This is a genomic window from Nonomuraea ferruginea, assembly GCF_039540635.1.
In the GTDB taxonomy this organism is placed as follows: Bacteria; Actinomycetota; Actinomycetes; order Streptosporangiales; family Streptosporangiaceae; genus Nonomuraea; species Nonomuraea ferruginea.
This window is the reverse complement of record NZ_BAABFD010000016.1, coordinates 77,440-97,971: the sequence shown is the minus strand read 5'-3', so window position 1 is coordinate 97,971 and position 20,532 is coordinate 77,440. Positions and strand designations below refer to the sequence as shown.

Sequence of the window (20,532 nt, the reverse complement as noted above, 5' to 3'; positions counted from 1 at the left end):
TATGGCCCGTACGCTGCGCGGACCGGGAGAATGGGGGGCATGCGCAGGCTGCCGGGAAGCACGGTCATGTCACTCGCCGTCGTGGCGGTGGCCGTGGTGGCGCTCGCCGTCACCTGGGTGGTCCGCGCCGACCGGCATCCCGGCGTGCTCGACGTGGTGCTGCCCGTCGTCGCCATGGCCGGGGTGCTGTTCCGCGAGCGCTGCCCGGTGGGGGCCCTGGTCGCCGTGATGGGGGCGACCGTGGCCTACTATCCCTTCACCTCGCTGGACGCGCCGATCATCTTCCTGCCGTTCCTGGTGCTCTACACCGCGGCCGATCGCGGCCATCTCATCGCCGCCATCGCCACCGGCTCGGTCGCGCTGCTGGCCATGGGGCTGGGCGAGAGCGGCGAGGTCCGCCACGTGGACGACAGCACGTTCGTCATGATCGCCGGCTGGGTGGTGGCGGCCATCGCGGGCGGCAGCGTGGCCCGCAACCGCCGCGCCTACCTGCGGGAGGCCGAGCAGCGGGCGCACGAGGCCGAGCGCGGCAAGGAGGAGGAGGCCAGGCGGCGGGCCGGCGAGGAGCGCCTGCGCATCGCCAGGGAGCTGCACGACGTGCTCGGTCACAACATCTCCCTGATCAACGTGCAGGCGTCGGCGGCGCTCCACGGCATGAGGAAGCGGCCTGAAGACGCCGAGCTGGCGCTGCGCACGATCAAGGAGACGAGCAAGGAGACGCTGCGCGAGCTGCGCACCACGCTGGGCGTGCTGCGCCAGGTCGACGAGGACGCGCCGACCGCGCCCGCCGACAGCCTGTCCCGGCTGGACGAGCTGGTCGGGGCGTCCGGGCTGAAGGTCCACACCGAGCTGTCCGGGCCGCTCGACCGGGTGCCGGTCGAGGTCGACCTGGCCGCCGTCCGGATCATCCGCGAGGCGCTGACCAATGTCGCCCGCCATTCCGGCGCCGGCGAGGCCACGCTCACCGTCTCCTCAGATGACCGGCATATCCTGATCCGCGTGGACGATGACGGCCCGGGAGTCACGTTCACCGAGGGCAGCGGCTTCGGTCTGCGCGGCATGCGCGAGCGCGCCGCCGCGCTCGGCGGCAGCCTGGAGGCCGGGCCACGACCGGAGGGCGGTTTCCGCGTCCTCGCCTCACTACCGCTGGACGGAGCCCCATGATCCGCGTGCTGCTGGCCGACGACCAGAACCTGGTACGAGCCGGGTTCCGGTCCATCCTCAGCGACGAGGACGACCTGGAGGTGGTGGCGGAGGCGGGCAACGGCGCCGAGGCCGTGACCCTGGCCCGCGAGCTGCGGCCGGACGTGGTGCTGATGGACATCCGGATGCCCGAGCTCGACGGCCTGGAGGCCACCCGCCGGATCGCCGGCGACCCGCGGCTCGACACGGTCAAGGTGATCATCCTGACCACGTTCGACCTCGACGACTACGTCTACGGCGCGCTGCGCGCGGGCGCCGGCGGGTTCCTGGTCAAGGACACCGAGCCGGCCGAGCTGATCCACGCCGTCCGCGTGGTGGCCAGGGGCGACGCGCTCATCGCGCCGTCCGTCACCCGCCGGCTGATCTCCGAGTTCGCCGGCCGGGTCAAGCGGCCCGAGCCCGGCCCTGAGCTCAACGCCCTCACCGAGCGGGAGCGCGAGGTGCTGGCGCTGGTCGCGGGCGGGCTTTCCAACGACGAGATCGCGGCCAAGCTGGTGCTCAGCCCGGCCACCGCGAAGACCCACGTCAGCCGCATCATGACCAAGCTCAGGGTGCGCGACCGCGCCCAGCTCGTGGTGCTCGCCTACGAGGCCGGTGTCATCACGCCGGGCTGGCTTACCTCCTGAGGAGTACGTCCCCGGGGCGGGTGAAACCCCGGGAGTACGGTGAGTGCACGCCGCGGGCTGACGCGCGAGAGGTGATCGTCGCCCGACCCTGACCTCTATGGACACCGTCGACCTCGCGCGCCTGCAGTTCGCCCTGACCGCGGGCGCGCACTTCCTCTTCGTCGCGCTGACGCTCGGCCTGGTCACGCTGGTGGCCGTCATCCAGACCCGGGCCACGATCAGCCGCAGCCCGGTCCACGTGGGCATGACCAGGTTCTGGGGCCAGCTCTACATCATCAACTACGCGATGGGCATCGTCACCGGGCTCGTCATGGAGTTCCAGCTCGGCATGGCATGGAGCGGGCTGGCGGAGTTCGCGGGGAACGTGTTCGGCTCCGCCCTGGCGCTGGAGACGATGGTCGCCTTCTTCATCGAGTCGACGTTCCTCGGCCTGTGGATCTTCGGCTGGGACAAGCTGAACCGTTGGGCGCACCTGGCGCTGATCTGGATCGTCGCGCTCACCGCGTACGCGTCCGCGTTCTGGATCCTGGTGGCCAACGGGTTCCTGCAGAACCCGGTCGGCTACCGGTCAGACGGCCACACACTGCACATCACCGACTTCGGCGCGATGGTGGCCAACCCGGCGGCGATGGTGGCGCTCGGGCACGTCCTGGGCGGGGCGATGATGGTCGGCGGCTTCTTCATGGCCGGGGTGAGCGCCTACCACCTGCTCAGGCGTACCCCTGAGCAGGATTTCTTCCGCAAGTCGCTGCGGATCGGGGCGGGCGTGGCGCTGCCCGCCACGATGGTGACGGCCGCGTTCGGCGGGGTCGGGTTCGCCACGCTGCAGCCGGGCAAGATCGCAGCCTGGACGGGCGACGCCGACCGCGCCGCCGCGGTCCAGGCGGAGATGACGGCGCTGCACGGGCCCGGCGACTACCTGCCGCCCGTGGAGTGGGTGCAGGCCGGGGCGCTGACCATGCTGATCCTGTTCGGGATCATGTTCTTCCTTTCGGGGCTGAACTTCGTGCTCATGCTGATCCGGCCGGTGGTGCACGGCTTCCGCGCCTGGCACGTGGTGCTGATCGCGGCGATCCCGCTGCCGTTCGGAGCCATGATCGGGGGTTGGGTCTTCCGGGAGGTGGGGCGGCAGCCGTGGGCGGTCTACGGGCTGCTCACCACGGAGGACGCGATGTCGCCGGTGGGCGACGGGGTGATGCGCTTCTCCCTGATCGCGTTCACCGCGGTGTTCGCCGCGCTGACCGTGATCAACTCCTGGCTGCTGGCCAGGACCGCGCGGCGCGGGCCCGCCGCCGTCGGCCTCGGCGCGCGGCCCGCCGAGAAGCCCGAGCCCGTCCCGGCGTTCTGAGGAGCGAACGTGACTCCTCCGCTCCCTGAAGGGAGCGGCTTCTCGCTAAGCCGCTTCCGCAACCTGGCGAAGGGCAAGCCCTGCCCTCAAGATGTTGACCGCCGCGTTCACATCGGCGTGCGCGGCATGCCCACACGCCGTACAAGCGAACCCGGCCTGGGTGACGCGGTTCTCCTTCGCCACATGCCCGCAACGCGAGCACGTGCGGGAGGTGCCGGCGGGGTTCACCGCGATCAGCTTGCGACCGGCGCTCTCAGCCTTGTGCGACAGGATCGTCAGGAACACCCCCCAGCCCGCGTCCAGGATGCTCCGGTTCAGGCCGGACTTCTGTGCGACGTTCCGGCCGGGAGCCTCGATCGTGCCGGACGCGCTGCGGGTCATGTTCGCGATCCGCAGGTCCTCGTGCACGATCACGTCGTAGGCGCGGACCAGCGCGTTCGCGGCCTTGTGCGCGTGGTCGAGGCGCTGACGGCGGACTTTGCCGTGCAGCGCGGCGACGCGGGCCACCGCCTTGCGCCGCCGCCGGGAGCCCCGTTTCTTGCGAGCCAGGTCGCGCTGCGCGTCTGCGAGGCGGCCGGCGGTCGCGGCCAGGTGACGCGGGTTCGCCACCTGGCCGCCGTCGGAGGTGGTGAGGAGCGAGGCGACACCCATGTCGATCCCGGCCATCGCGCCCGTGGCGGGCAGAGGTTCGGCGGGTACGTCGTCGCACGACAGGACCAGATACCAGCGGGAGCCCTCGCGCTTGACGCTGATGGTCTTGACCCGGCCTTTCACGGGCCGGTGCTGGTGGACACGGACGTGCCCGACGCCCTGCAAGCGGACGTAGGTGGCGGTGGGATGTCCGGGCTGGGAGTCCCACCGGCAGCCGTCGCCGTCCTTCGGCCACTCGACGGTGTCGAACCGGCCGCGCCCTTTGAAACGAGGGAAGCCCGGGGTGCGTCCAGCCTTGACCCGGCGGAAGAACGCGCCGAACGCCTTGTCGAGCCGTCGCAGGGTGGCCTGCTGGGAGGAGAACGACCAGCGGCCCTGCCCGCCGGTGTCATCCCCCCGGATGTGTTTCAGCTCGGCCGACTGGTCGCCGTACCGGACGCTCACGCCCGCCCTGGCGTAGGCGGTGCGGCGGTGCTCCAGGGCGGCGTTGTAGAGCTGCCGGTGGTCCTCCAGACACGCGGTGAGAGCAATCTCCTGGTGGCGGGTGGGGCGCAGCAGGAACTTGAACGACCTGCGCACACCTCACCTCCTGTCACGTTCGGTAACGACAACACCACGGTATCGGCTGCCGCCGACAAAGCTTGGAAGGACATCCCTGATGCGCAGACCTGACAGGTCAGGGCACGCTCGGGCCCTGGCGGTCATCCCGCTCCCGATTCCCTCGTCGCCTGAAGGCGCCGGTCCCTTCGGGAGGCTCTGATGGAGATCTTCATTCTGGCGTTCTTCGCGCTCGGCTATCTGGTGCTGGCCGGGGCGGACATCGGCGTCGGCATGGCGCTGCCGTACCTGGGCCGCACGCCCGCCGAGCGGCGCGAGGCGATCGCCGCCATCGCCCCGTTCTTCCTCGGCAACGAGGTGTGGCTGGTCGTCACCGCCGGCGTGCTGGCCGGGCTCTTCCCCGAGCTGGAGGGCGAGCTGCTGAGCGGCAACTACCCGCTGATCGTGGCGCTGCTGCTGTCCTGGGTGGTCAGGGACACCGGGTTGTGGCTGCGTGGGCGGCTCGACGGCCGGCTCTGGCAGGGCTGGTGGGACGGCGCGATCGTGGCCGGCAGCTGGGGGCTGGCGCTGAGCCTGGGCGGGCTGCTCGGCCACGTGCTGCTCGGCATGACCGGGCCGCTCGCGCTGCTGCCGGTGGCGGTGCTGGCCGCGCTGTTCGGCACGCACGGGCTGGCGTTCGCCGCGCTCCGGCTGCGGGGCGAGTTGCGGCGGCGCGCGGCGGTGCTGTCGGGCGGCGCCGGCGAGGGCCGCACCTACGCGCTGACGGCGGCGGCCCTGATGGTGGTGGGCGTGCTGGCCGGGCTCCGGCTGCCGCTGGAGCCCGGCACGTCGGGGGCGGTGCTGGGGCCGGTCGTCCTGGCCATGATGCCGCTGATGGTGGCGGCCCAGGCCTGGGTGTGGTGGACGTTCCGGCACCGCGTCACCGGCCCCTCCTACCTTTGACCTACAGGTTGCCGCCGCCGGTGGCGTCGAGGGTACTGCCGGTCATGAAGCTCGCCCCGGGGGAGGCGGCGAAGGCGATCACGTCGGCGATCTCGTCGACGTGGCCGATCCGGTTGACCGCGTGCACGCTCGTCGCGTACGCCTCTCCTTCGGGGGTACGCAACCAGCCCGCGTTCACGTCGGTGTCGATGATGCCGGGGGCGACGTTGTTGACCGTGATCCCGCGCGGGCCGACCTCCTTGGCCAGCGCGAGCGTGAACGTCTGCACTGCACCCTTGGTCATGGCGTACGCGATCGCCTGGGGGAAGGCGATACGCGTCACGCCCGAGGTGACGTTGACGATCCGGCCGCCGTTCGGGATGAGCGGCAGCAGGCGCTTGGTGAGGAAGAACAGGCCTCGCACGTTCACCGCGAAGATCCGGTCGAACGCCTCCACCGTCTCCTGCTCCATCGGTACGGACGTACCGATGGCCGCGTTGTTCACCAGCACGTCCAGCCGGTCGGTCTCTTGCCGGAGCTGGGCGGCCAGGGACTCCACCTCGGCCGTGTCGCCCAGGTCGGCCCGGAGCGCGAACGCGCTGCCGCCGCCCGTCTCGATCAGCCGGACGACGTCCTCGGCCGCGGCGCCGTTCACCCCGTAGTGCACCCCGACGCGGAACCCGTCGCGGGCCAGCCGCAGCGCCGCCGCGCGGCCGATCCCCCTGCTCGCGCCTGTCACCAGAGCGGTCCTCATGATGAACTTCCCTTTCTTTAGTGATCGCTACAGGAAAAATAACATAGCGATCGCTATAGAATGGGTCCATGGCGAGACAGCGAGCCTTCGACCGCGACGAAGCACTCGACCGGGCGCTGCGCGCGTTCTGGCGCCACGGCTACGAGGCGACCTCCATCGCCGAGCTGACCGCGGTGATGGACATCCGACCGCCCAGCCTGTACGCGGCCTTCGGCGACAAGCGGCGGCTGTTCGAGGAGGCGCTCCGGCGCTACCAGGAGAGCTACGGCGCCTTCACCGCCCGTGCGCTCGCCGAGGAGCCGACGGCCCGCGAGGCCATCGAGCGCATCCTTTACGAGGCCGCGGACGAGTACACCGACCCCGGCCACCCGCACGGCTGCATGATCATCTCGGCCGCGGTGAACTGCGGGCCGGAGTCGTCGGAGGTCGAGGAGGGGCTGAGGCTCAAGCGGGAGGCGGCCAAGGCCGCGCTCAGGGAGCGCATCGAGCGCGACGTGACGGCCGGCCTGCTTCCCCCGTCCGCCGACGCGGCGGCGCTGGCCGCCTACTACGCGGCGGTCATCCAGGGGATGTCCACCCAGGCCCGCGACGGTGCGAGCCGCGACGAGCTGGAACGCACCGCCGCCCTGGCGATGCGCGCCTGGCCTGCGACCACCCCGCCCCACCCCTGACCGGACCCGCGCGATCTGCGCGGACGTTTCCGGCCCCGGGGTCGCGGTCAGTGGGCCTTGATGGAGGCGTCCTCGGCGGGCTTCTTCCGGGCTGACACGCGCAGCCAGCGCGTCCCGTACGGATCGAGCGGCAGCCGCACCGGGCCCGACTCCGGAACCTCGACGGTGCCGTCCACCAGCAGGTCGGTCAGCAGGGAGCCGGCCAGCCCGTCGAGCTCCACCTCGGCCTCCACCGCCTCGTCGCCCAGGTTGTGCACGGCCACGACCGTGGCGCCGTCGGCGTCGCTGCGGTGCGCGTGGACGGCGGGATGCCCGGCGTCCAGCGGTTCGTACTCGCCCCAGGCCAGCTCCGGGCACTCCCGGTAGCGTTCGATGAGCAGTTGGAACCAGCGCAGCAGCGAATCGGTGTCGCGCTTCTGGTCCTCGACGTTGACGTGCTCGGGCCCGAACCGCCCGCCGGGCATCGGACGCACCGGCTCGGCCGGGCTGAAGCCGCCGTCCTTCGACCACTGCATGGGGGTGCGCACCGCCATCCGGCCCTCGACGTCCAGGTTCTCGCCCAGCCCGATCTCCTCACCGTAGAAGATCACCGGCGTGCCGGGCAGCGAGAACATCAGGCTGTAGGCCAGCTTCATCCGGCGCAGGTCGCCGTCGAACATGCCCGGCATCCGCCGGCGCAGGCCGCGGCCGAAGATCTGCATGCGCTCCTCAGGCCCGAACGCCCGGAACACCTCCTGCCGCTCCTCGTCGCTGAGCTGGTCCAGCGTCAGCTCGTCGTGGTTGCGCAGGAACGTCGCCCACTGGGCGTCCTTAGGCGCGTCCGGCCGTTCGCGCAGCGCGGCCACGAGCGGCGCCGCCTCCCGGCGGGCCAGCGCCAGCCAGGCCCGCTGCATGACGGTGAAGTCGAAGCACATGGTGAGCTCGTCGCCCAGCCCGTCGCCGAAGTAGCTGACCAGCTCCTTGTACGGCAGGTTCACCTCGCCGAGCAGCACCGAGTTGCCCTTGCGGCGGGTCATGAACGCGCGCAGGCCGGCCAGGACCTCGTGCGGCTCCCCCAGTTGCGGCGAGACGTTCTCGATCAGGAACGGCACCGCGTCCACCCGGAACCCGGCCAGCCCCAGCTCCATCCAGAACCCGAGGATGCGGGAGATCTCGTCACGCACCTCCGGGTTGCCCATGTTCAGATCCGGCTGGTGCTTGTAGAAGCTGTGCAGGTAGTACTGGCCGGAGCGGTCGTCGCGCTCCCAGACGCTGTCCTCCTGGTCAGGGAAGACCACCTGCTCCGGCTCCGGTCCCGGCTCGTCCTTCCAGACGAACCAGTCGCGCATCGGCGCGTCCTTGCCCTTGCGCGCCTCCAGGAACCACGGGTGCCGGTCGGAGGTGTGGTTCACGACCAGGTCGGCGATGACCCGCATGCCCCGGTCGTGCGCGGTGCGCATGAACTCCACGAAGTCGCCGAGCGTGCCGAGCCTCGGGTCGACACTGTAGAAGTCGGTGACGTCGTACCCGTCGTCCCGGTTGGCCGTGGGGTAGAACGGCATCAGCCACAGGCAGGTGACCCCGAGGTCGGCCAGATAGTCGATCTCCTGGGTGAGCCCGCGGAAGTCGCCGATCCCGTCGCCGTCCCCGTCCTTGAAGGTCTCCACGTCGAGGCAGTAGACGACGGCGTTCTTCCACCAGAGGTCGCTCGTGTACGTCATACGCATGCGGGTCGGGCTACCCCCAAATTCCGGCAAAGAACGAGTCTGGGAGATCGGGGATCGGCAGGCATGACCGCGCCTCTGCCGGGCATCCGCAGACGTCGACTGCCGGTTAGCGGCATTCATCCACGCACTACGACAAACCGCCACTAAAGTCTGACCCGAAACGGATCTCCCGGAGGATGCCCATCATGAGCGACCACGCGATCACCTTCGACCTCATCGACACGGACAAGGACGGCCGCATCTCGGCCGAGGAGCTCGTCCGCCTGATGGAGATCCTCGGCCAGCCGGTGACCCTGGAAGCCGCCCAGGCAGGCGTGCGACGCCTGGACCAGGACGGCGACGGCCTCATCGACCTGGACGAGTTCGGCGCCTTCCTGAAGCCGTAGGCTCGTCGCGGGCGAAACGGGCCGAGACTCCCAGACTCTCGAGAAGCCGCCACATGCCGCTGGACGGGTCCTGATCGAGGAGATCACAGCCGGGTTCGGCCCCGCCCGGATGAGCGCACGCGCCGGATGCGCAGCGCATGCCCAGATTCCGCGCGTTGGCATAAGCCTTTTCCACGCGGGGCAGCAGGTCCTCTGCCCGCGACCGGGTGATCCTCTTGTCCTTCCCGCCGAAGCCGGCGAAAGCCGGGCGCTGCGCGAGTAACCGGTGGACGTGATCATTGCACCCGCTCTGCGGCACGTCGTACATCCCGTAGTGCAGGTACAGCCAGAAGTCGAAAGAAGGGCTGGAGAAGGCCACCCGGATCTTGGCTTGATGTCAGCCAGTGACGCGCAGGGTCCGCCTGTGGTCTTGATCGATTCCAGATGCCTTCACGGAGTCCAGACGGCCCATCCCCGGGGGGAGCGCGAGGGGGCCGGCCCCCTCGCCGGGGGTGTGGGGGCGTGCCCCCACGGTCACAGCCTGAGCTCTCGGGCGCGGAGCGCCCTGCAGGGCGAAGACCGCGCTGTTGGCGTGCCGGCGAAGACCGAGGGCTAAACGGTGCGGATGTAGAGCTGGCCGAAGACTTCGGACAGGTTGCGGAGGTCTGTGGCCACGTCCACCTCCGGGGTCGCCGGGTCGTACAGGGTGGCGAGGCGGGGGCGGATGGAGGTGAGCTTCTTGAGCTGGTCCCAGGTGGGGTTGGCCGCCCACTTCTCTCCGTACACGCGGCTGACCCGGCCCTGGGCGTCCTGCCAGCGGGTCCAGAGGGTGATGGTGCCGGCGGCGGCGTCCTGGAGCGGGGCGGCGATGCGGTCGGTGATGGTCTGGGTGGCCTGCTCGGTGGTCAGCCGGGAGCCGCCGGGGGCGGCGAAGCCGGTGTCCTCGGCGGCGATGTGCGCGTAGGCGTCCCAGGCGCGGGCGCGGACCTGGATCCACTGGTTGCGCTGGGCGGTGGCGGCGTCGATCCGCCACGTGGCGTACTCGGTGGCGAGGTGGCCACTGTCGAGGGAGAGCTGGTCGACGAGGCCCTTGGCGAGCCAGGCGCCGATGCGGTCGGGGTCGAGCAGCGGGTGCTTCTCGGTGAGGGCCTCGGTGCACTCGGCGACGGCGCCGCAGCCGAAGACGGGCACCGCGGTGTGGACGGCGAGCTTCTTGCCGGGGGCGAGCTTGCGGAGCGCGGCGGAGGCCGAGGCGACGAACGTGTCCAGCTCGTCGGCGGTGGCGAACGTCTGGTCGTAGCCGAGGCCGGAGCTGAAGCGGATGCCCGCGACGCCGGGCTGGGCGGCCAGGGCGGCGATCTTCTTGGCGGCCTCGGCGAGGTTGCCGGCCTGGTGGTCGTCGGCCAGCTCGGCGTCGATCCAGACGCGCATGCCGCTCGTGGCCGAGGTCTTGACGGCCTGGCCGGCGGGGGTCTCGGCGGCCTTCTTCACGGCGGCGCCGGTGACCTCGTCGGGGTCGACGAAGCAGGGCTCGGCGGTCGGGCACTCGGGCTGCCCGCCGTCCTCGGCGCCCTCGACGTCGGGGCTGCCGACGTCGTGCGACTGACCGTCGCCTTCCGAGTCGGTCGGGCAGTCGCTCTCGGTGCAGTCGATGACGATCGGGTCCATCGGGCCGGTGTCGCGCATGTTCTGACCGTCGTTGTCAAGCCAGAAGCGGGCGATCTCGGCGGCTTCCTCGGGGGTGGCCATCCAGCGGCAGACGACGTACGCGGGGGTGTCCTCCGCCATGAGGTCGTTGCAGCTGCGCGGATCGTCCTGCGACCACGCCGGGACGCCGATGCCGAGGAGGGAGAGCGCGAGACCGATGACGAAGAGCTGCCGCAGTCGCATGGCACCTTGACTTCCGGGGAGTGATCGGCTGGCATCTCGCACGATATCGGTATCAACGGTCGATCTCTACCGCCTGTGTCCGGGCGTGTGGAAAATGGGACGACACCATCGCTTCGTACCCGTCACACTTGAGCGTGCGTGAAATCCTCGGCGATCTCGGGCTGTTCCGGGACAGGCGCTTCGCCCTGCTCTTCGCGGCTCGGACCATCTCGATGCTCGGCGCCGCGTTCGCCCCGGTGGCCCTCGCTTTCGGCATCCTCGACCTGCCCGGCGCCACCGCCACGACGCTGTCGGTGGTGCTGACCGCGGAGGCGCTGCCGATGGTGCTGTTCATGCTGTTCGCCGGGGTGCTGGCCGACCGGTTCCCGCGGCAGCGGGTGATGCAGTTCGGCGAGTGGGCGAACGCCGTGGCCTTCTTCACCCTGGGCGCGATGCTGCTGTCCGGCTGGACCCCCCTGGTCGGCCTGGTCGCCGCGGCCGCCTTCAGCGGGATAGCCGTCGCCGCGCTCTATCCCGCGCTGACCGGGATCATCCCCGAGGTGGTGCCGCCCGAGCGGCTGCAGGCCGGCAACGCGCTGCTCGGCCTGGGCGCGAACGTCGCCAGGATGGGCGGCGCGGTGCTCGGCGGCGCCACGGTGGTGCTCGTCGGCGGCGGGTGGGCGCTGGCGGTCAGCGGCGCCCTGTTCGCCACCGCGGGGGTGCTGATCTCGCTGGTGCGGCCCACTCCTCTGGTGCGCGAGCGCGGGGAGCGGCATTCGGTGCTGAAGGATCTGCGCGAGGGCTGGCGCGAGTTCAGCTCCCGGCAGTGGATCTGGGTGGTGGTCGCCCAGTTCTCGATCCTGGTGATGGCGATCCAGGCCGGTCACGGGGTGCTCGGGCCGCTGCTGGCCAAGGAGAGCCTGGGCGGCCCGGCGGCGTGGTCGGCGTTCCTGGCCGGCGAGGCGATCGGCACGATCGCGGGCGTGGTGGTGTCGCTGCGGGTGCGGCCGCGCCGGCCGATCCTGGTCGGCACGCTGCTCTGCCTGCCGGCGGCGCTGCCGTACTTCCTGCTGGGGACGGGTTCGCCGCTGTGGCTGACGGTATTGGGCGCGTTCGTGCTGGGCGTCTGTTTCGACGTGTTCGGCGTGCTGTGGATGACGACCATGCAGCGGGAGGTCCCGCCGGAGTCGCTGTCGCGGGTGAGCTCGTACGACGCGCTCGGCTCGCTGATGTTCGGCCCGATCGGGCTCATGCTGGCGGCGCCGGCGGCGGCGCTGATGGGCGTGCAGAACGCGCTGCTGGCGTGCGGCGGCCTGGTGGTGCTGTCCACCTGCGCGGCGCTGCTCTCCCCCGGCGTGCGCAACCTGCGCGCCCCGGCCCGCCTGGAGGCCGTCTCAAGCTGAGGCCCGCCCGCTGGTCCGCAGCCCGCGTGCCGGGGCGCGCTCGTGCAGCCCGAACCTCGGCTCCGGCCCGTACTCGCCGTCGAGGATCCCCGCCACGTACTCGGCCAGCGCCGGGGCGTGCTTGAAGCCGTGGCCGGAGTCGCCGCCGAGCAGCCACACGCCCGGCTCGGTCTCGGCGATGATCCACTCGGCGTCGGGAGTGAGCGCGTACTGGCAGACCTGGCTGAACAGCACCGGCGCCGAGGCCAGCGACGGGAACCGCCGCGCCAGGTAGAACCGGGCGCGCGCGACGCTGGCCTCGTCCACGGCGCGCTCGCCGTGCTCGGGCTCGTACGGGCGACCTTCGACGTCGGAGGTGGCCTTCATGCCCACGCCGTCCACGTCACCGTGGCCGTAAGCGGCGGCGGCGTGGTCCACCCAGGCGGGCGTGCCTGGCGTGGTCCACGCGGCGGGGACCGCGAAGTGCAGCGTGTCCTGCTTGGTCACGGTCACGGGCACCTCGAACAGCTCGGGCAGCCAGGCGCCGCACGCCCACACCACCCGGTCGGCGGTCAGCACCTCGCCCCCGGCCTCGACGGCGGCGCCGGGCGCCGGGGTCGCGCGGGCCCGGACGATCCGGGCGCCGGCGGACTCGGCCAGCCTGGCGGTCACCTGGGTGGCTCGGCGTGCCCTGATGACGCCGGCGTGCGGCTCCCACAGCAGGTGGCTGAGGCCGGCGGGGCTGTAGTCGGGGAAGAATCGGGCGCCGTCGGCCGGGTCGAGGACCTCACACGGTATATCCAGATTTTTCAGGACCTGGGCGCTGGCATGCTCCCACCCGTCCGGCGTCCGGGCGAACCAGAGCATGCCGGCTTCCGCGTACAACTCCTCCCCGGCGCGCGCGCCGAGCCGCCGCCAGCCGTCGCGCGCCCGCCACGCCATGCGCGCGTACCACTCCTCGCCGCCGTGCGAGCAGCGCATCAGCCGGGTCTCGCCCGCGCTGGCCTGTCGTACGTGTCCCGCCTGGTGCTGCTCGACCAGCGTCACCCGCCATCCGGTTTCGGCCAGCCGCAACGCCAGCGATGAACCCCAAATACCCGATCCGACCACGATGACCGATTTCATGGGACCACGGTGACCCGGAGACCCCCGCCGGATCAAGGGGTCAGATGACGATCAACGTCACCACCACGCCCGCGCAGTTGCCCGCCAGGCAGATGCGCACCGGCACCCTGGACACCCCGGACTCCGCGGGCACGCCGCCGACGTGCCCGTCCGGGCCGATGGTGACGCCCGGGGGCAGCGCGGCCTGGCGGGTCACGGTGAACGTCGGCGGCACCCCCGTGGGCCCGCCCCTGATCTGGATGTTCCCGTCCAGCCGCTGCCCGGCCCTGCCGGGGAAGGTGAGCGCGCCCGGCGCCCACGGCACGTTGCGCAGCACGACGAACGTGACCCGCTCCTCGTCGCACGCCTGATCGCGGCAGATCTGGACCTGGGCCGCGTACGTGCCGGCCCGCTCGGGCCTGCCGTACACGCGGCCGGTCGCGTCCACCCCGATCCCCGGCGCGAGGCGCGGGCCCGGGCGGATGCGCGCCCCCTTCTCCACGGGCATCAGGCGCTGCTCGACCTCGATGCCCACGGTCAGGTAGAAGGTGTCCTCCACCAGCCGGTCGAACGGGGTCGCCGCGGGCGCGGCCCTGGTGGCGTAGAGCGCCCGTGATCCCACGGAAGGAAGCGCGGGGAGGAAAGCGCACATGGCCAGCCCGGCAACCAGGAGTATCCACGTTTGCCGCATCCTTACCCCCCGGTGTTCTGTTCCCCTACGTACCCTTTTCACCGCATACAGTCACCACTCCCTCCTGACCGTGGCTGGATAATCGCTTCATGGCCGCTGAATCCGCTCAGACGCTCGAACGCGGGCTCCGTCTGCTCAGGCTGCTTTCCGACGGGAAGGGCGGGCGGACCCCGACCGAACTGAGCGCGGAGCTGTCGCTCAGCCGCCCGGTGGTGTACCGGCTGCTGACGACCCTGCTCAACGAGGGGTTCGTGCGCCGCGACGACGAGGGCCGGGTGCATCTGGGGTTCGGGCTGCTCGCGCTGGCGCGGGCCGTGCAGCCGCTGCTGCGCGCGGCGGCCCTGCCGACGCTGCGGCGGCTGGCCGAGCAGGTGGGCGCGACCGCGCACCTCACCGTGGCCGAGGGCGACGACGCGCTGGCCGTGGCGGTGGTCGAGCCGTCGTGGACGGACATGCACGTGGCCTACCGGGAGGGCGCCCGCCATCCGCTGGCGAAAGGCGCGGCCGGGCGGGCGATCCTGGCAGGTCGCGAGGGCGGGTCCGCATATCTGGCGACCGAGGGGCAGTTGGAGGAGGGAGCCCGGGGGGTGGCGGCGCCCGTTCTGGGGCTGCCCTGGTTGGAGGCCTCGGTGGGTGTGGTCACGTTCGGGCCGCTCGCGGAGTCCACCGGACCTCGTGTCGTCGAGGCCGCCGCCGAGCTTGCCGCCGCCCTGGGGTGACGGTTGACATCCGTCCGGGGATGACGGACGGTTGTCACGCATAGAGGACACATACGTCCGATAATCGGACGACATGGGGAGGGGCGGATGCCGTACTACCGCGCCGTGGGCGAGGTGCCCCGCAAGCGCCATGTGCAGTTCAGGCGGCCCGACGGCGGTCTGTACGCCGAGGAGCTGATGGGCGAGGAGGGGTTCTCGTCCGACTCGTCGCTGCTGTACCACCGCCACCTGCCGACCGCGATCGTCAAGGCCGAGGCCGTCGCGCCCACGGCCGACACGCGCCTGGAGCCCAACCTGCCGCTGTCGCCGCGCCACTTCCGCACCACGCAGCTCTCCAGCGCGGGCGACCTGGTGTCCGGGCGGATCCTGCTGGCGGGCAACGGCGACGTCCGGTTGTCGTACGCCACCAGCGACCGGCCCAGCGAGCTCTACCGCAACTCGATGGGCGACGAGTGCGTGTACGTCCAGGAGGGCACGGCCCGCTTCGAGTCCACGTACGGCGTGATCGAGGCCGGCATCGGCGACTACGTGGTCATCCCGACGGGCACCATCCACCGCTGGGTGCCGGTGGGGCGGGTCAGCGTGCTGGCCGTGGAGGCGTCCGGGCACATCAGGCCGCCCAAGCGCTACCTGTCGCAGTACGGGCAGTTCCTGGAGCACGCCCCCTACTGCGAGCGCGACCTGCGGGCGCCCGCCGAGCCGCTGCTCGCCGAGGGCGAGGAGGTGCCGGTGCTGGTGCGCACCAGGGGCGGGCTGACCCGGCTGGTCTACCGCCACCACCCGTTCGACGTGGTCGGCTGGGACGGCTACCTCTATCCGTACGCGTTCAACATCGACGACTTCGAGCCGATCGTGAAGAGGACGCACGCGCCCCCGCCCGTCCACCAGACGTTCGAGGGGCCCGGCTTCGTGATCTGCTCGTTCTGCCCGCGGCCGCTCGACTTCCACCCGGAGTCGGTGCCGATCCCGTACAACCACCACAACGTCGACTCCGACGAGTTCATGTTCTACGTAGGCGGCGACTACTCGGCGCGGAAGGGGTCGGGCATCGACGTGGGCTCGATCTCGCTGCACCCGGCCGGCTTCACGCACGGGCCGCAGCCCGGCGCGGTCGAGGCGGTGATCGACGCCGTCGCCAAGGGCGTCACCACCACCAGCGAGAAGGCGGTGATGGTCGACACCTTCCGCCCGCTCGACCTCGGGCAGGGCGCGCTCGCCTGCGAGGACCCCGGATACGCCTGGACTTGGTCACGATGACGCTCTACACCGCTCTGATCGACGACGCGGGACTGTTCCCGCCGACGTCACTGCACATGTCCGACGCGCTGGACCGCCACCGGCGCAACCAGGAGCGGGGCAGCCGGGTGCTGACCCACCGCTTCCTCTGCCCGGCCAGCAGGCTCGGCCGGCTGCGCGCCGAGCAGTTCCGGCCGCGGTGGGTCGGGCTGATCCTCGACACCCCGGAGCTGCCGGACCTGACCGGCCTGCCCGTCGACATCGCGGAGGCCGAGCTGCCGCCCGAGCGTGGGGTGGAGGAGCTGGCCCGCGAGCTGCTCCGCGCGCTCCCCGGCGGGGTGCGGCTGTTCGTCGAGGTGCCGCCGGGGAAGTTCGTCCCCGACGTGCCCGAGGGCGTGGGCCTGAAGGTGCGCTGCGGCGGCGCCCGGGCCGAGGCGTTCCCGCCGGTGGAGCACCTCGCCTCCTTCATCAGGTTCTGCGTGGCCGCCGACATCCCGTTCAAGGCCACGGCCGGGCTGCACCACGCCGTGCGCCACTTCGACCCGACGCTCAGCGTCGACCGGCACGGCTTCCTCAACCTGCTGGTGGCCGTGTGCGAGGCCGTCGAGGGCCGCGACCCGGCACCCACCCTGCGCATCACCGACGTGGGCCAGCTCACGCGCATCGCGCGGGCCATCTCTGAGGAGACGGCGAAGCGGGCCAGGCAGCTCCTGGTCAGCTACGGCTCCTGCAGCACGACCACGCCGATGGACGACCTGAAGGCGCTGGGCCTGATCGAGGAGGACGAGTGAGCTGGGGACTGGACAACCTGCCCTACGGGGTCTTCTCCCGGCAGGGGGAGGCGCCCCGGGTCGGCGTCCGTTACGGCGACCGGGTGCTCGACCTGGCAGCGGCGCTGCACGACGAGGTGTTCGCCGCCCCCTCGCTCAACCCGTTCATGGCGCGCGGCCGCTCGGCCTGGCACGACACGCGCCGCCTGATCAGGAACAAGCTGTCCGGCGACCTCGCGGTGACCGAGCCGCACCTGGTCCCGCTGGAGCAGGTGCGGCTGCACATGCCGTTCGAGGTGGCCGACTACGTCGACTTCTACTGCTCGCTGGAGCACGCGAGCAACGTCGGGCGGATCTTCCGGCCCGACGCCGAGCCGCTCAAGCCGAACTGGCGCCACCTGCCGGTCGGCTACCACGGCAGGGCCGGCACGGTCGTGCCGTCCGGCACGCCGGTCCGGCGCCCGCACGGGCAGCTCCGGGCGGGGGTGTACGGGCCGACGGCCAAGCTCGACGTCGAGGCCGAGCTGGGGTTCGTGGTGGGCGTGCCGTCCGAGCTGGGCTCACCGGCCGGGGCCTTCGAGGACCACGTGTTCGGGGTGACGCTGGTCAACGACTGGAGCGCGCGCGACATCCAGGCGTTCGAGTACGTGCCGCTCGGGCCGTTCCTGGGCAAGTCGTTCGCGACCTCGATCTCGCCCTGGGTGACGCCGCTGGAGGCGCTGCCCAGGGTGCCGGGGCGGACGCAGGACCCGGAGCCGATCGACTACCTGCGCAGGAAGGACGACTGGGGGCTCGACATCACGCTGGAGGTCGAGCTCAACGGTGAGGTGATCTCCCGTCCGCCGTACCGGGACATGTACTGGACGCCGGACCAGATGCTCGCCCACCTCACCGTGAACGGCGCCTCACTGCGTACCGGCGACCTGTTCGCGAGCGGCACCGTCTCCGGGGAGGCGCGCGAGGAGCGCGGGTCGCTCATCGAGCTCACCTGGAACGGGACCGACCCCGTCAAGCTGCGCAGCGGCGAGACCAGGACGTTCCTGCAGGACGGGGACGCGGTGACGATCCGCGCGACGGCGGGTGACGTCAGCCTCGGGGAGGTCTACGGAAAAGTCGGTTAAGTGACTCGGCGTGCTTGCTTCGTGACTCCTCGCTAATCTTGGGGAACCCTTCCCCAGGAACATCAGGAGTGACATGCTGCGGCGTGCCGCGACGATCCGCCTGGCCGCCTTCCTCCTCCTCGCGGGCGGCTGCGGAGCCGTGCGGGCGGAGCCTCCGCCCCCGACCGTGGTGCAGGTCTCCCCGCCGCTCGGCGCCGCGCGCGCCCGTCCCGACCAGGGGCTCGTGGTGCGCGCCCAGGGCGGCCCGCTCCAGCGGGTCGTCGCCCACTCCGGCGGCGTCCCGGTACGCGGCGACCTCGACGCGGCGGGCACCACCTGGCGCTCCCGCTGGACGCTGAAGCCCGGCGCCGAATACGCGGTCACCGTGACGGCGGCGGGCCGCACCGTCGCGGCCGGCCGCTTCCGCACCCGCCCCGCCGGACGCGCGCTCAAACTCACCGCCACCGCGCCGCTCCCCGGCGAGACCGTGGGCGTCGGCATGCCGGTCATCCTCGACTTCGGCTCCCCCGTACGCGACAAGGCCGCGGTGGAGCGGGCTCTGGAGGTCACGGCCGGCCGGCCGGTCGAGGGCGCCTGGCGGTGGATCGGCGACACCCGGGCGGTCTACCGCACCCGGCGGTTCTGGCCCCCCGGGCAGCTCGTCACGGTCACCGCCCACCTGGCCGGCGTCCGGGCAGCCCCCGGCCTCCACGGCACCGCCGACCGGACGTTCGCCTTCACCGTGGGCCGCCACCAGGCCACCGAGATCGACGCCCGGACCCACCGCATGGTCGTCCGCCGCGACGGCCGCGCCGTGCGGCACATGGCGATCAGCGCCGGCATGGCCACCACCCGCGAATACACCACGACCAGCGGCGTCCACCTGACCATGGACAAGGGCCACCCGGTCCGCATGATCTCCCCCGGCCGCGACGAGGGCGACCCCGGCTACTACGACGTGATGATCGACCACGCCGTCCGCATCTCCGACAGCGGCGAGTACGTGCACGCCAAGGACAACGTGTGGGCCCAGGGCCGCCGCAACGTCAGCCACGGCTGCGTCAACGCCCGCCCCGACCAGGCCGCCTGGTTCTACGCCCATTCCCTCCGCGGCGACCCCGTCGTGATCACGGGCACCGACCGCGAGCTCGAATGGGACAACGGATGGGGGTTCTGGCAGCTCTCCTGGGAGAAATGGCGCGCCGGCAGCGCTCTTCTCGCACCCGGGCCTCTGCCGTAAGCGGAAATCCCGGATTACGGTGGTGAGAGGGAACGATGGCGCCGACGGTCCCGTTATTCCTATAGGAGGGCCGGAGTATGGATGAATGGATCATCTGGGTAATTCTCGCAGTCGTCCTCGGTCTTGCCGAGATCTTCACGCTCACTGCCGCGCTCGGCCTCCTCGGTGTCGCCTCCCTGTTGACCGCCGGAGCCGCGGCCGTCGGCCTGCCGGTTCCGCTGCAGTTCCTCGTCTTCGCCCTGACGTCGACGGCCGGGCTGGTCGTGATCCGGCCCCTCGTCAAGCGTCACAACATCCGCCAGCCGCAGCTGACCAGGTTCGGCGTGGAGGCGCTCGTCGGCAAGCCCGCGTACGTTCTCGCGGAGGTGACGGGTCACGACGGCCGGATCCGCCTGGCCGGTGAGGAGTGGTCAGCGCGGGCGTATGACGAGACACTCGTGATCCCGACCGGTGCCACTGTCGACGTCATCGAAATCGACGGCGCCACCGCCCTCGTATATCCCCGGGAGTGAGATATGGATCCGCTGCTGCTGGTAGGGCTGTTCGTCATCCTGTTCGCGGTGTTCACCGTGCTGAAAGCGGTGCGCATCGTGCCCCAGGCCAGAGCGCGCAACGTCGAGCGGCTCGGCCGCTACAGCCGTACGCTCAAGCCGGGCCTCAACTTCGTCATCCCGTACATCGACCGCGTCTACCCGGTGATCGACCTGCGTGAGCAGGTCGTCTCGTTCCGCCCGCAGCCGGTCATCACCGAGGACAACCTGGTCGTCGAGATCGACACCGTGCTCTACTTCCAGGTCACCGACCCGCGCGCGGCCGCTTACGAGATCGCCAACTACATCCAGGCGGTCGAGCAGCTCACGGTGACCACCTTGCGTAACGTCGTCGGCTCGATGGACCTGGAGAGCACGCTCACCTCCCGCGACACCATCAACAGCCAGCTGCGCGGCGTCCTCGACGAGGCCACCGGCAAGTGGGGCATCAGGGTCAACCGGGTGGAGATCAAGGCGATCGACCCGCCCAAGACCATCAAGGACGCGATGGAGAAGCAGATGCGGGCCGAGCGTGACAAGCGCGCGGCGATCCTCACCGCCGAGGGCCAGCGCCAGTCGCAGATCCTCACCGCCGAAGGCGAGAAGCAGAGCCGCATCCTGCGCGCCGAGGGCACCCGCTCCGCCGCCATCCTGGAGGCCGAGGGTCAGTCGAGGGCCATCGACCAGGTGTTCCAGGCGGTCCACCGCAACGACCCCGACCCGAAGCTGCTCGCCTACCAGTACCTCCAGGTCCTGCCGCAGCTCGCCCAGGGCGAGGGCAACACGTTCTGGGTGATCCCCAGCGAGGTCACCTCGGCCCTGCAGGGCGTCTCCAAGGCCTTCACCGAGTCGCTCCCGCCCTCGGCGGCCACCCGCGAGGTCCCGAAGCCGTCGGAGATGGACGCCGAGATCGCCAACGCCGAGAAGGCCGCGGCGGAGGCGGTCGCCGACGCCCGGAGCGCCGAGCGGCCGACCGGCCCCCGCCAGCTCATGGAGGGCGCCCGGCAGCCGTCCCCGTTCCCCGACCTCGACAAGCAGCGCGACGAAGCCGAGCGCTGACCCTTCCCGGCCCGACCGCCCGCCGCGCC

At 71.4% G+C, this 20,532-nt stretch carries 21 protein-coding genes; 14 read left to right on the top strand and 7 right to left on the bottom strand.

What is annotated here, in order from left to right; genetic code table 11:
- The first annotated feature begins 39 nt into the window (after window positions 1-39).
- The 3 genes from ABD999_RS28375 (at window position 40) to ABD999_RS28365 (ending at window position 3,177) form a co-directional block, all read left to right on the top strand.
- Complete coding sequence (locus ABD999_RS28375; RefSeq protein ID WP_271276183.1) at window positions 40-1,164, top strand: sensor histidine kinase; 1,125 nt, start codon at window positions 40-42, stop codon at window positions 1,162-1,164.
- Window positions 1,161-1,829: a response regulator gene (locus tag ABD999_RS28370; RefSeq protein ID WP_148035073.1), complete on the top strand. Its 669-nt coding sequence runs from the start codon at window positions 1,161-1,163 to the stop codon at window positions 1,827-1,829. Before ABD999_RS28375 ends, ABD999_RS28370 begins: the two co-directional genes overlap by 4 nt.
- A 97-nt stretch (window positions 1,830-1,926) precedes the next feature.
- Window positions 1,927-3,177 (top strand): cytochrome ubiquinol oxidase subunit I, encoded by a 1,251-nt coding sequence (locus tag ABD999_RS28365; protein ID WP_219550153.1) that lies wholly within the window; start codon window positions 1,927-1,929, stop codon window positions 3,175-3,177.
- A gap of 45 nt (window positions 3,178-3,222) precedes the next feature.
- Here the strand turns inward: ABD999_RS28365 and ABD999_RS28360 are convergent, their stop codons facing one another.
- The gene (locus ABD999_RS28360) at window positions 3,223-4,407 is read right to left on the bottom strand and encodes an RNA-guided endonuclease InsQ/TnpB family protein (protein WP_271276184.1); all 1,185 of its coding nucleotides are present in this window, start codon (window positions 4,405-4,407) and stop codon (window positions 3,223-3,225) included.
- A 180-nt stretch (window positions 4,408-4,587) separates the two neighbouring features.
- On the opposite strand from ABD999_RS28360, the gene ABD999_RS28355 reads away from it, so the two are divergent.
- Entirely contained in the window at window positions 4,588-5,328 is a 741-nt protein-coding gene (locus ABD999_RS28355; protein ID WP_271276185.1) for a cytochrome d ubiquinol oxidase subunit II, read from the top strand.
- Between the two features lies 1 nt (window position 5,329).
- On the opposite strand, the gene ABD999_RS28350 is transcribed toward ABD999_RS28355, so the two are convergent.
- Window positions 5,330-6,061: an SDR family NAD(P)-dependent oxidoreductase gene (locus ABD999_RS28350; RefSeq protein ID WP_271276186.1), complete on the bottom strand. Its 732-nt coding sequence runs from the start codon at window positions 6,059-6,061 to the stop codon at window positions 5,330-5,332.
- A 68-nt stretch (window positions 6,062-6,129) separates the two neighbouring features.
- Here ABD999_RS28350 and ABD999_RS28345 point away from each other — a divergent pair, with 68 nt between their 5' ends.
- Window positions 6,130-6,732, top strand: coding sequence for a TetR/AcrR family transcriptional regulator (locus ABD999_RS28345; RefSeq protein ID WP_271276187.1), 603 nt, complete (start codon window positions 6,130-6,132; stop codon window positions 6,730-6,732).
- Window positions 6,733-6,779: 47 nt separating this feature from the next.
- Here the strand turns inward: ABD999_RS28345 and ABD999_RS28340 are convergent, their stop codons facing one another.
- Window positions 6,780-8,438, bottom strand: a complete 1,659-nt coding sequence (locus tag ABD999_RS28340) for an alpha-amylase family protein (protein ID WP_271276188.1) — start codon at window positions 8,436-8,438, stop codon at window positions 6,780-6,782.
- 185 nt (window positions 8,439-8,623) lie between these two features.
- Here ABD999_RS28340 and ABD999_RS28335 point away from each other — a divergent pair, with 185 nt between their 5' ends.
- The gene (locus ABD999_RS28335) at window positions 8,624-8,824 is read left to right on the top strand and encodes an EF-hand domain-containing protein (RefSeq protein ID WP_308249192.1); all 201 of its coding nucleotides are present in this window, start codon (window positions 8,624-8,626) and stop codon (window positions 8,822-8,824) included.
- On the opposite strand, the gene ABD999_RS43990 is transcribed toward ABD999_RS28335, so the two are convergent.
- Together ABD999_RS43990 and ABD999_RS28330 are read right to left on the bottom strand one after the other, a co-directional pair.
- The gene (locus ABD999_RS43990; RefSeq protein ID WP_378525284.1) at window positions 8,784-9,182 is read right to left on the bottom strand and encodes an RloB domain-containing protein; all 399 of its coding nucleotides are present in this window, start codon (window positions 9,180-9,182) and stop codon (window positions 8,784-8,786) included. The genes ABD999_RS28335 and ABD999_RS43990 overlap by 41 nt on opposite strands.
- A gap of 233 nt (window positions 9,183-9,415) precedes the next feature.
- Entirely contained in the window at window positions 9,416-10,693 is a 1,278-nt protein-coding gene (locus ABD999_RS28330) for a hypothetical protein (RefSeq protein WP_271277488.1), read from the bottom strand.
- Window positions 10,694-10,827: 134 nt separating this feature from the next.
- Between ABD999_RS28330 and ABD999_RS28325 the strand changes: the two genes are divergently transcribed.
- On the top strand, window positions 10,828-12,075 hold the full coding sequence (locus tag ABD999_RS28325; RefSeq protein WP_271277508.1) for an MFS transporter: 1,248 nt from the start codon (window positions 10,828-10,830) through the stop codon (window positions 12,073-12,075).
- Here the strand turns inward: ABD999_RS28325 and ABD999_RS28320 are convergent.
- Window positions 12,067-13,179 (bottom strand): NAD(P)/FAD-dependent oxidoreductase, encoded by a 1,113-nt coding sequence (locus ABD999_RS28320; RefSeq protein ID WP_271277489.1) that lies wholly within the window; start codon window positions 13,177-13,179, stop codon window positions 12,067-12,069. The two genes, ABD999_RS28325 and ABD999_RS28320, sit on opposite strands and share 9 nt — an antisense overlap.
- A 40-nt stretch (window positions 13,180-13,219) precedes the next feature.
- Complete coding sequence (locus tag ABD999_RS28315; protein WP_271277490.1) at window positions 13,220-13,780, bottom strand: hypothetical protein; 561 nt, start codon at window positions 13,778-13,780, stop codon at window positions 13,220-13,222.
- A gap of 158 nt (window positions 13,781-13,938) precedes the next feature.
- On the opposite strand from ABD999_RS28315, the gene ABD999_RS28310 reads away from it, so the two are divergent.
- The 7 genes from ABD999_RS28310 to ABD999_RS28280 all read left to right on the top strand — a co-directional run bounded on the left by ABD999_RS28310 (window position 13,939) and on the right by ABD999_RS28280 (window position 20,503).
- Entirely contained in the window at window positions 13,939-14,568 is a 630-nt protein-coding gene (locus tag ABD999_RS28310; RefSeq protein ID WP_271277491.1) for a helix-turn-helix domain-containing protein, read from the top strand.
- Between the two features lie 87 nt (window positions 14,569-14,655).
- On the top strand, window positions 14,656-15,825 hold the full coding sequence (locus ABD999_RS28305) for a homogentisate 1,2-dioxygenase (protein WP_271277492.1): 1,170 nt from the start codon (window positions 14,656-14,658) through the stop codon (window positions 15,823-15,825).
- Window positions 15,822-16,595: a hypothetical protein gene (locus tag ABD999_RS28300; protein ID WP_219550135.1), complete on the top strand. Its 774-nt coding sequence runs from the start codon at window positions 15,822-15,824 to the stop codon at window positions 16,593-16,595. The genes ABD999_RS28305 and ABD999_RS28300 overlap by 4 nt, the downstream gene beginning before the upstream one ends.
- Window positions 16,592-17,695, top strand: coding sequence for a fumarylacetoacetase (fahA, locus tag ABD999_RS28295; protein WP_148035089.1), 1,104 nt, complete (start codon window positions 16,592-16,594; stop codon window positions 17,693-17,695). The genes ABD999_RS28300 and fahA overlap by 4 nt, the downstream gene beginning before the upstream one ends.
- 73 nt (window positions 17,696-17,768) lie before the next feature.
- Window positions 17,769-18,914 carry a L,D-transpeptidase gene (locus ABD999_RS28290; protein ID WP_271277493.1) on the top strand — a complete coding sequence of 382 codons (1,146 nt, stop codon included), beginning with the start codon at window positions 17,769-17,771 and terminating at the stop codon, window positions 18,912-18,914.
- 77 nt (window positions 18,915-18,991) lie between these two features.
- On the top strand, window positions 18,992-19,426 hold the full coding sequence (locus ABD999_RS28285; RefSeq protein ID WP_148035090.1) for an NfeD family protein: 435 nt from the start codon (window positions 18,992-18,994) through the stop codon (window positions 19,424-19,426).
- 3 nt (window positions 19,427-19,429) lie between these two features.
- A complete protein-coding gene (locus ABD999_RS28280; RefSeq protein ID WP_148035091.1) occupies window positions 19,430-20,503 on the top strand; it encodes an SPFH domain-containing protein in 1,074 nt (357 codons plus the stop codon).
- The last annotated feature ends 29 nt before the right edge of the window (window positions 20,504-20,532 follow it).

Bases quoted from the DNA above. Each gene is read 5' to 3' on its own strand.
- ABD999_RS28320 (WP_271277489.1), bottom strand. From the start codon at position 13,179: ATGAAATCGGTCATCGTGGTCGGATCGGGTATTTGGGGTTCATCGCTG.
- ABD999_RS28370 (WP_148035073.1), top strand. From the start codon at position 1,161: ATGATCCGCGTGCTGCTGGCCGACGACCAGAACCTGGTACGAGCCGGG.
- ABD999_RS28300 (WP_219550135.1), top strand. From the start codon at position 15,822: ATGACGCTCTACACCGCTCTGATCGACGACGCGGGACTGTTCCCGCCG.
- ABD999_RS28355 (WP_271276185.1), top strand. From the start codon at position 4,588: ATGGAGATCTTCATTCTGGCGTTCTTCGCGCTCGGCTATCTGGTGCTG.
- ABD999_RS28330 (WP_271277488.1), bottom strand. From the start codon at position 10,693: ATGCGACTGCGGCAGCTCTTCGTCATCGGTCTCGCGCTCTCCCTCCTC.
- ABD999_RS28375 (WP_271276183.1), top strand. From the start codon at position 40: ATGCGCAGGCTGCCGGGAAGCACGGTCATGTCACTCGCCGTCGTGGCG.
- ABD999_RS28340 (WP_271276188.1), bottom strand. From the start codon at position 8,438: ATGCGTATGACGTACACGAGCGACCTCTGGTGGAAGAACGCCGTCGTC.
- ABD999_RS28280 (WP_148035091.1), top strand. From the start codon at position 19,430: ATGGATCCGCTGCTGCTGGTAGGGCTGTTCGTCATCCTGTTCGCGGTG.
- ABD999_RS28365 (WP_219550153.1), top strand. From the start codon at position 1,927: ATGGACACCGTCGACCTCGCGCGCCTGCAGTTCGCCCTGACCGCGGGC.
- ABD999_RS28350 (WP_271276186.1), bottom strand. From the start codon at position 6,061: ATGAGGACCGCTCTGGTGACAGGCGCGAGCAGGGGGATCGGCCGCGCG.
- ABD999_RS28345 (WP_271276187.1), top strand. From the start codon at position 6,130: ATGGCGAGACAGCGAGCCTTCGACCGCGACGAAGCACTCGACCGGGCG.
- ABD999_RS28290 (WP_271277493.1), top strand. From the start codon at position 17,769: ATGCTGCGGCGTGCCGCGACGATCCGCCTGGCCGCCTTCCTCCTCCTC.
- ABD999_RS28305 (WP_271277492.1), top strand. From the start codon at position 14,656: ATGCCGTACTACCGCGCCGTGGGCGAGGTGCCCCGCAAGCGCCATGTG.
- ABD999_RS28310 (WP_271277491.1), top strand. From the start codon at position 13,939: ATGGCCGCTGAATCCGCTCAGACGCTCGAACGCGGGCTCCGTCTGCTC.
- ABD999_RS28285 (WP_148035090.1), top strand. From the start codon at position 18,992: ATGGATGAATGGATCATCTGGGTAATTCTCGCAGTCGTCCTCGGTCTT.
- ABD999_RS28335 (WP_308249192.1), top strand. From the start codon at position 8,624: ATGAGCGACCACGCGATCACCTTCGACCTCATCGACACGGACAAGGAC.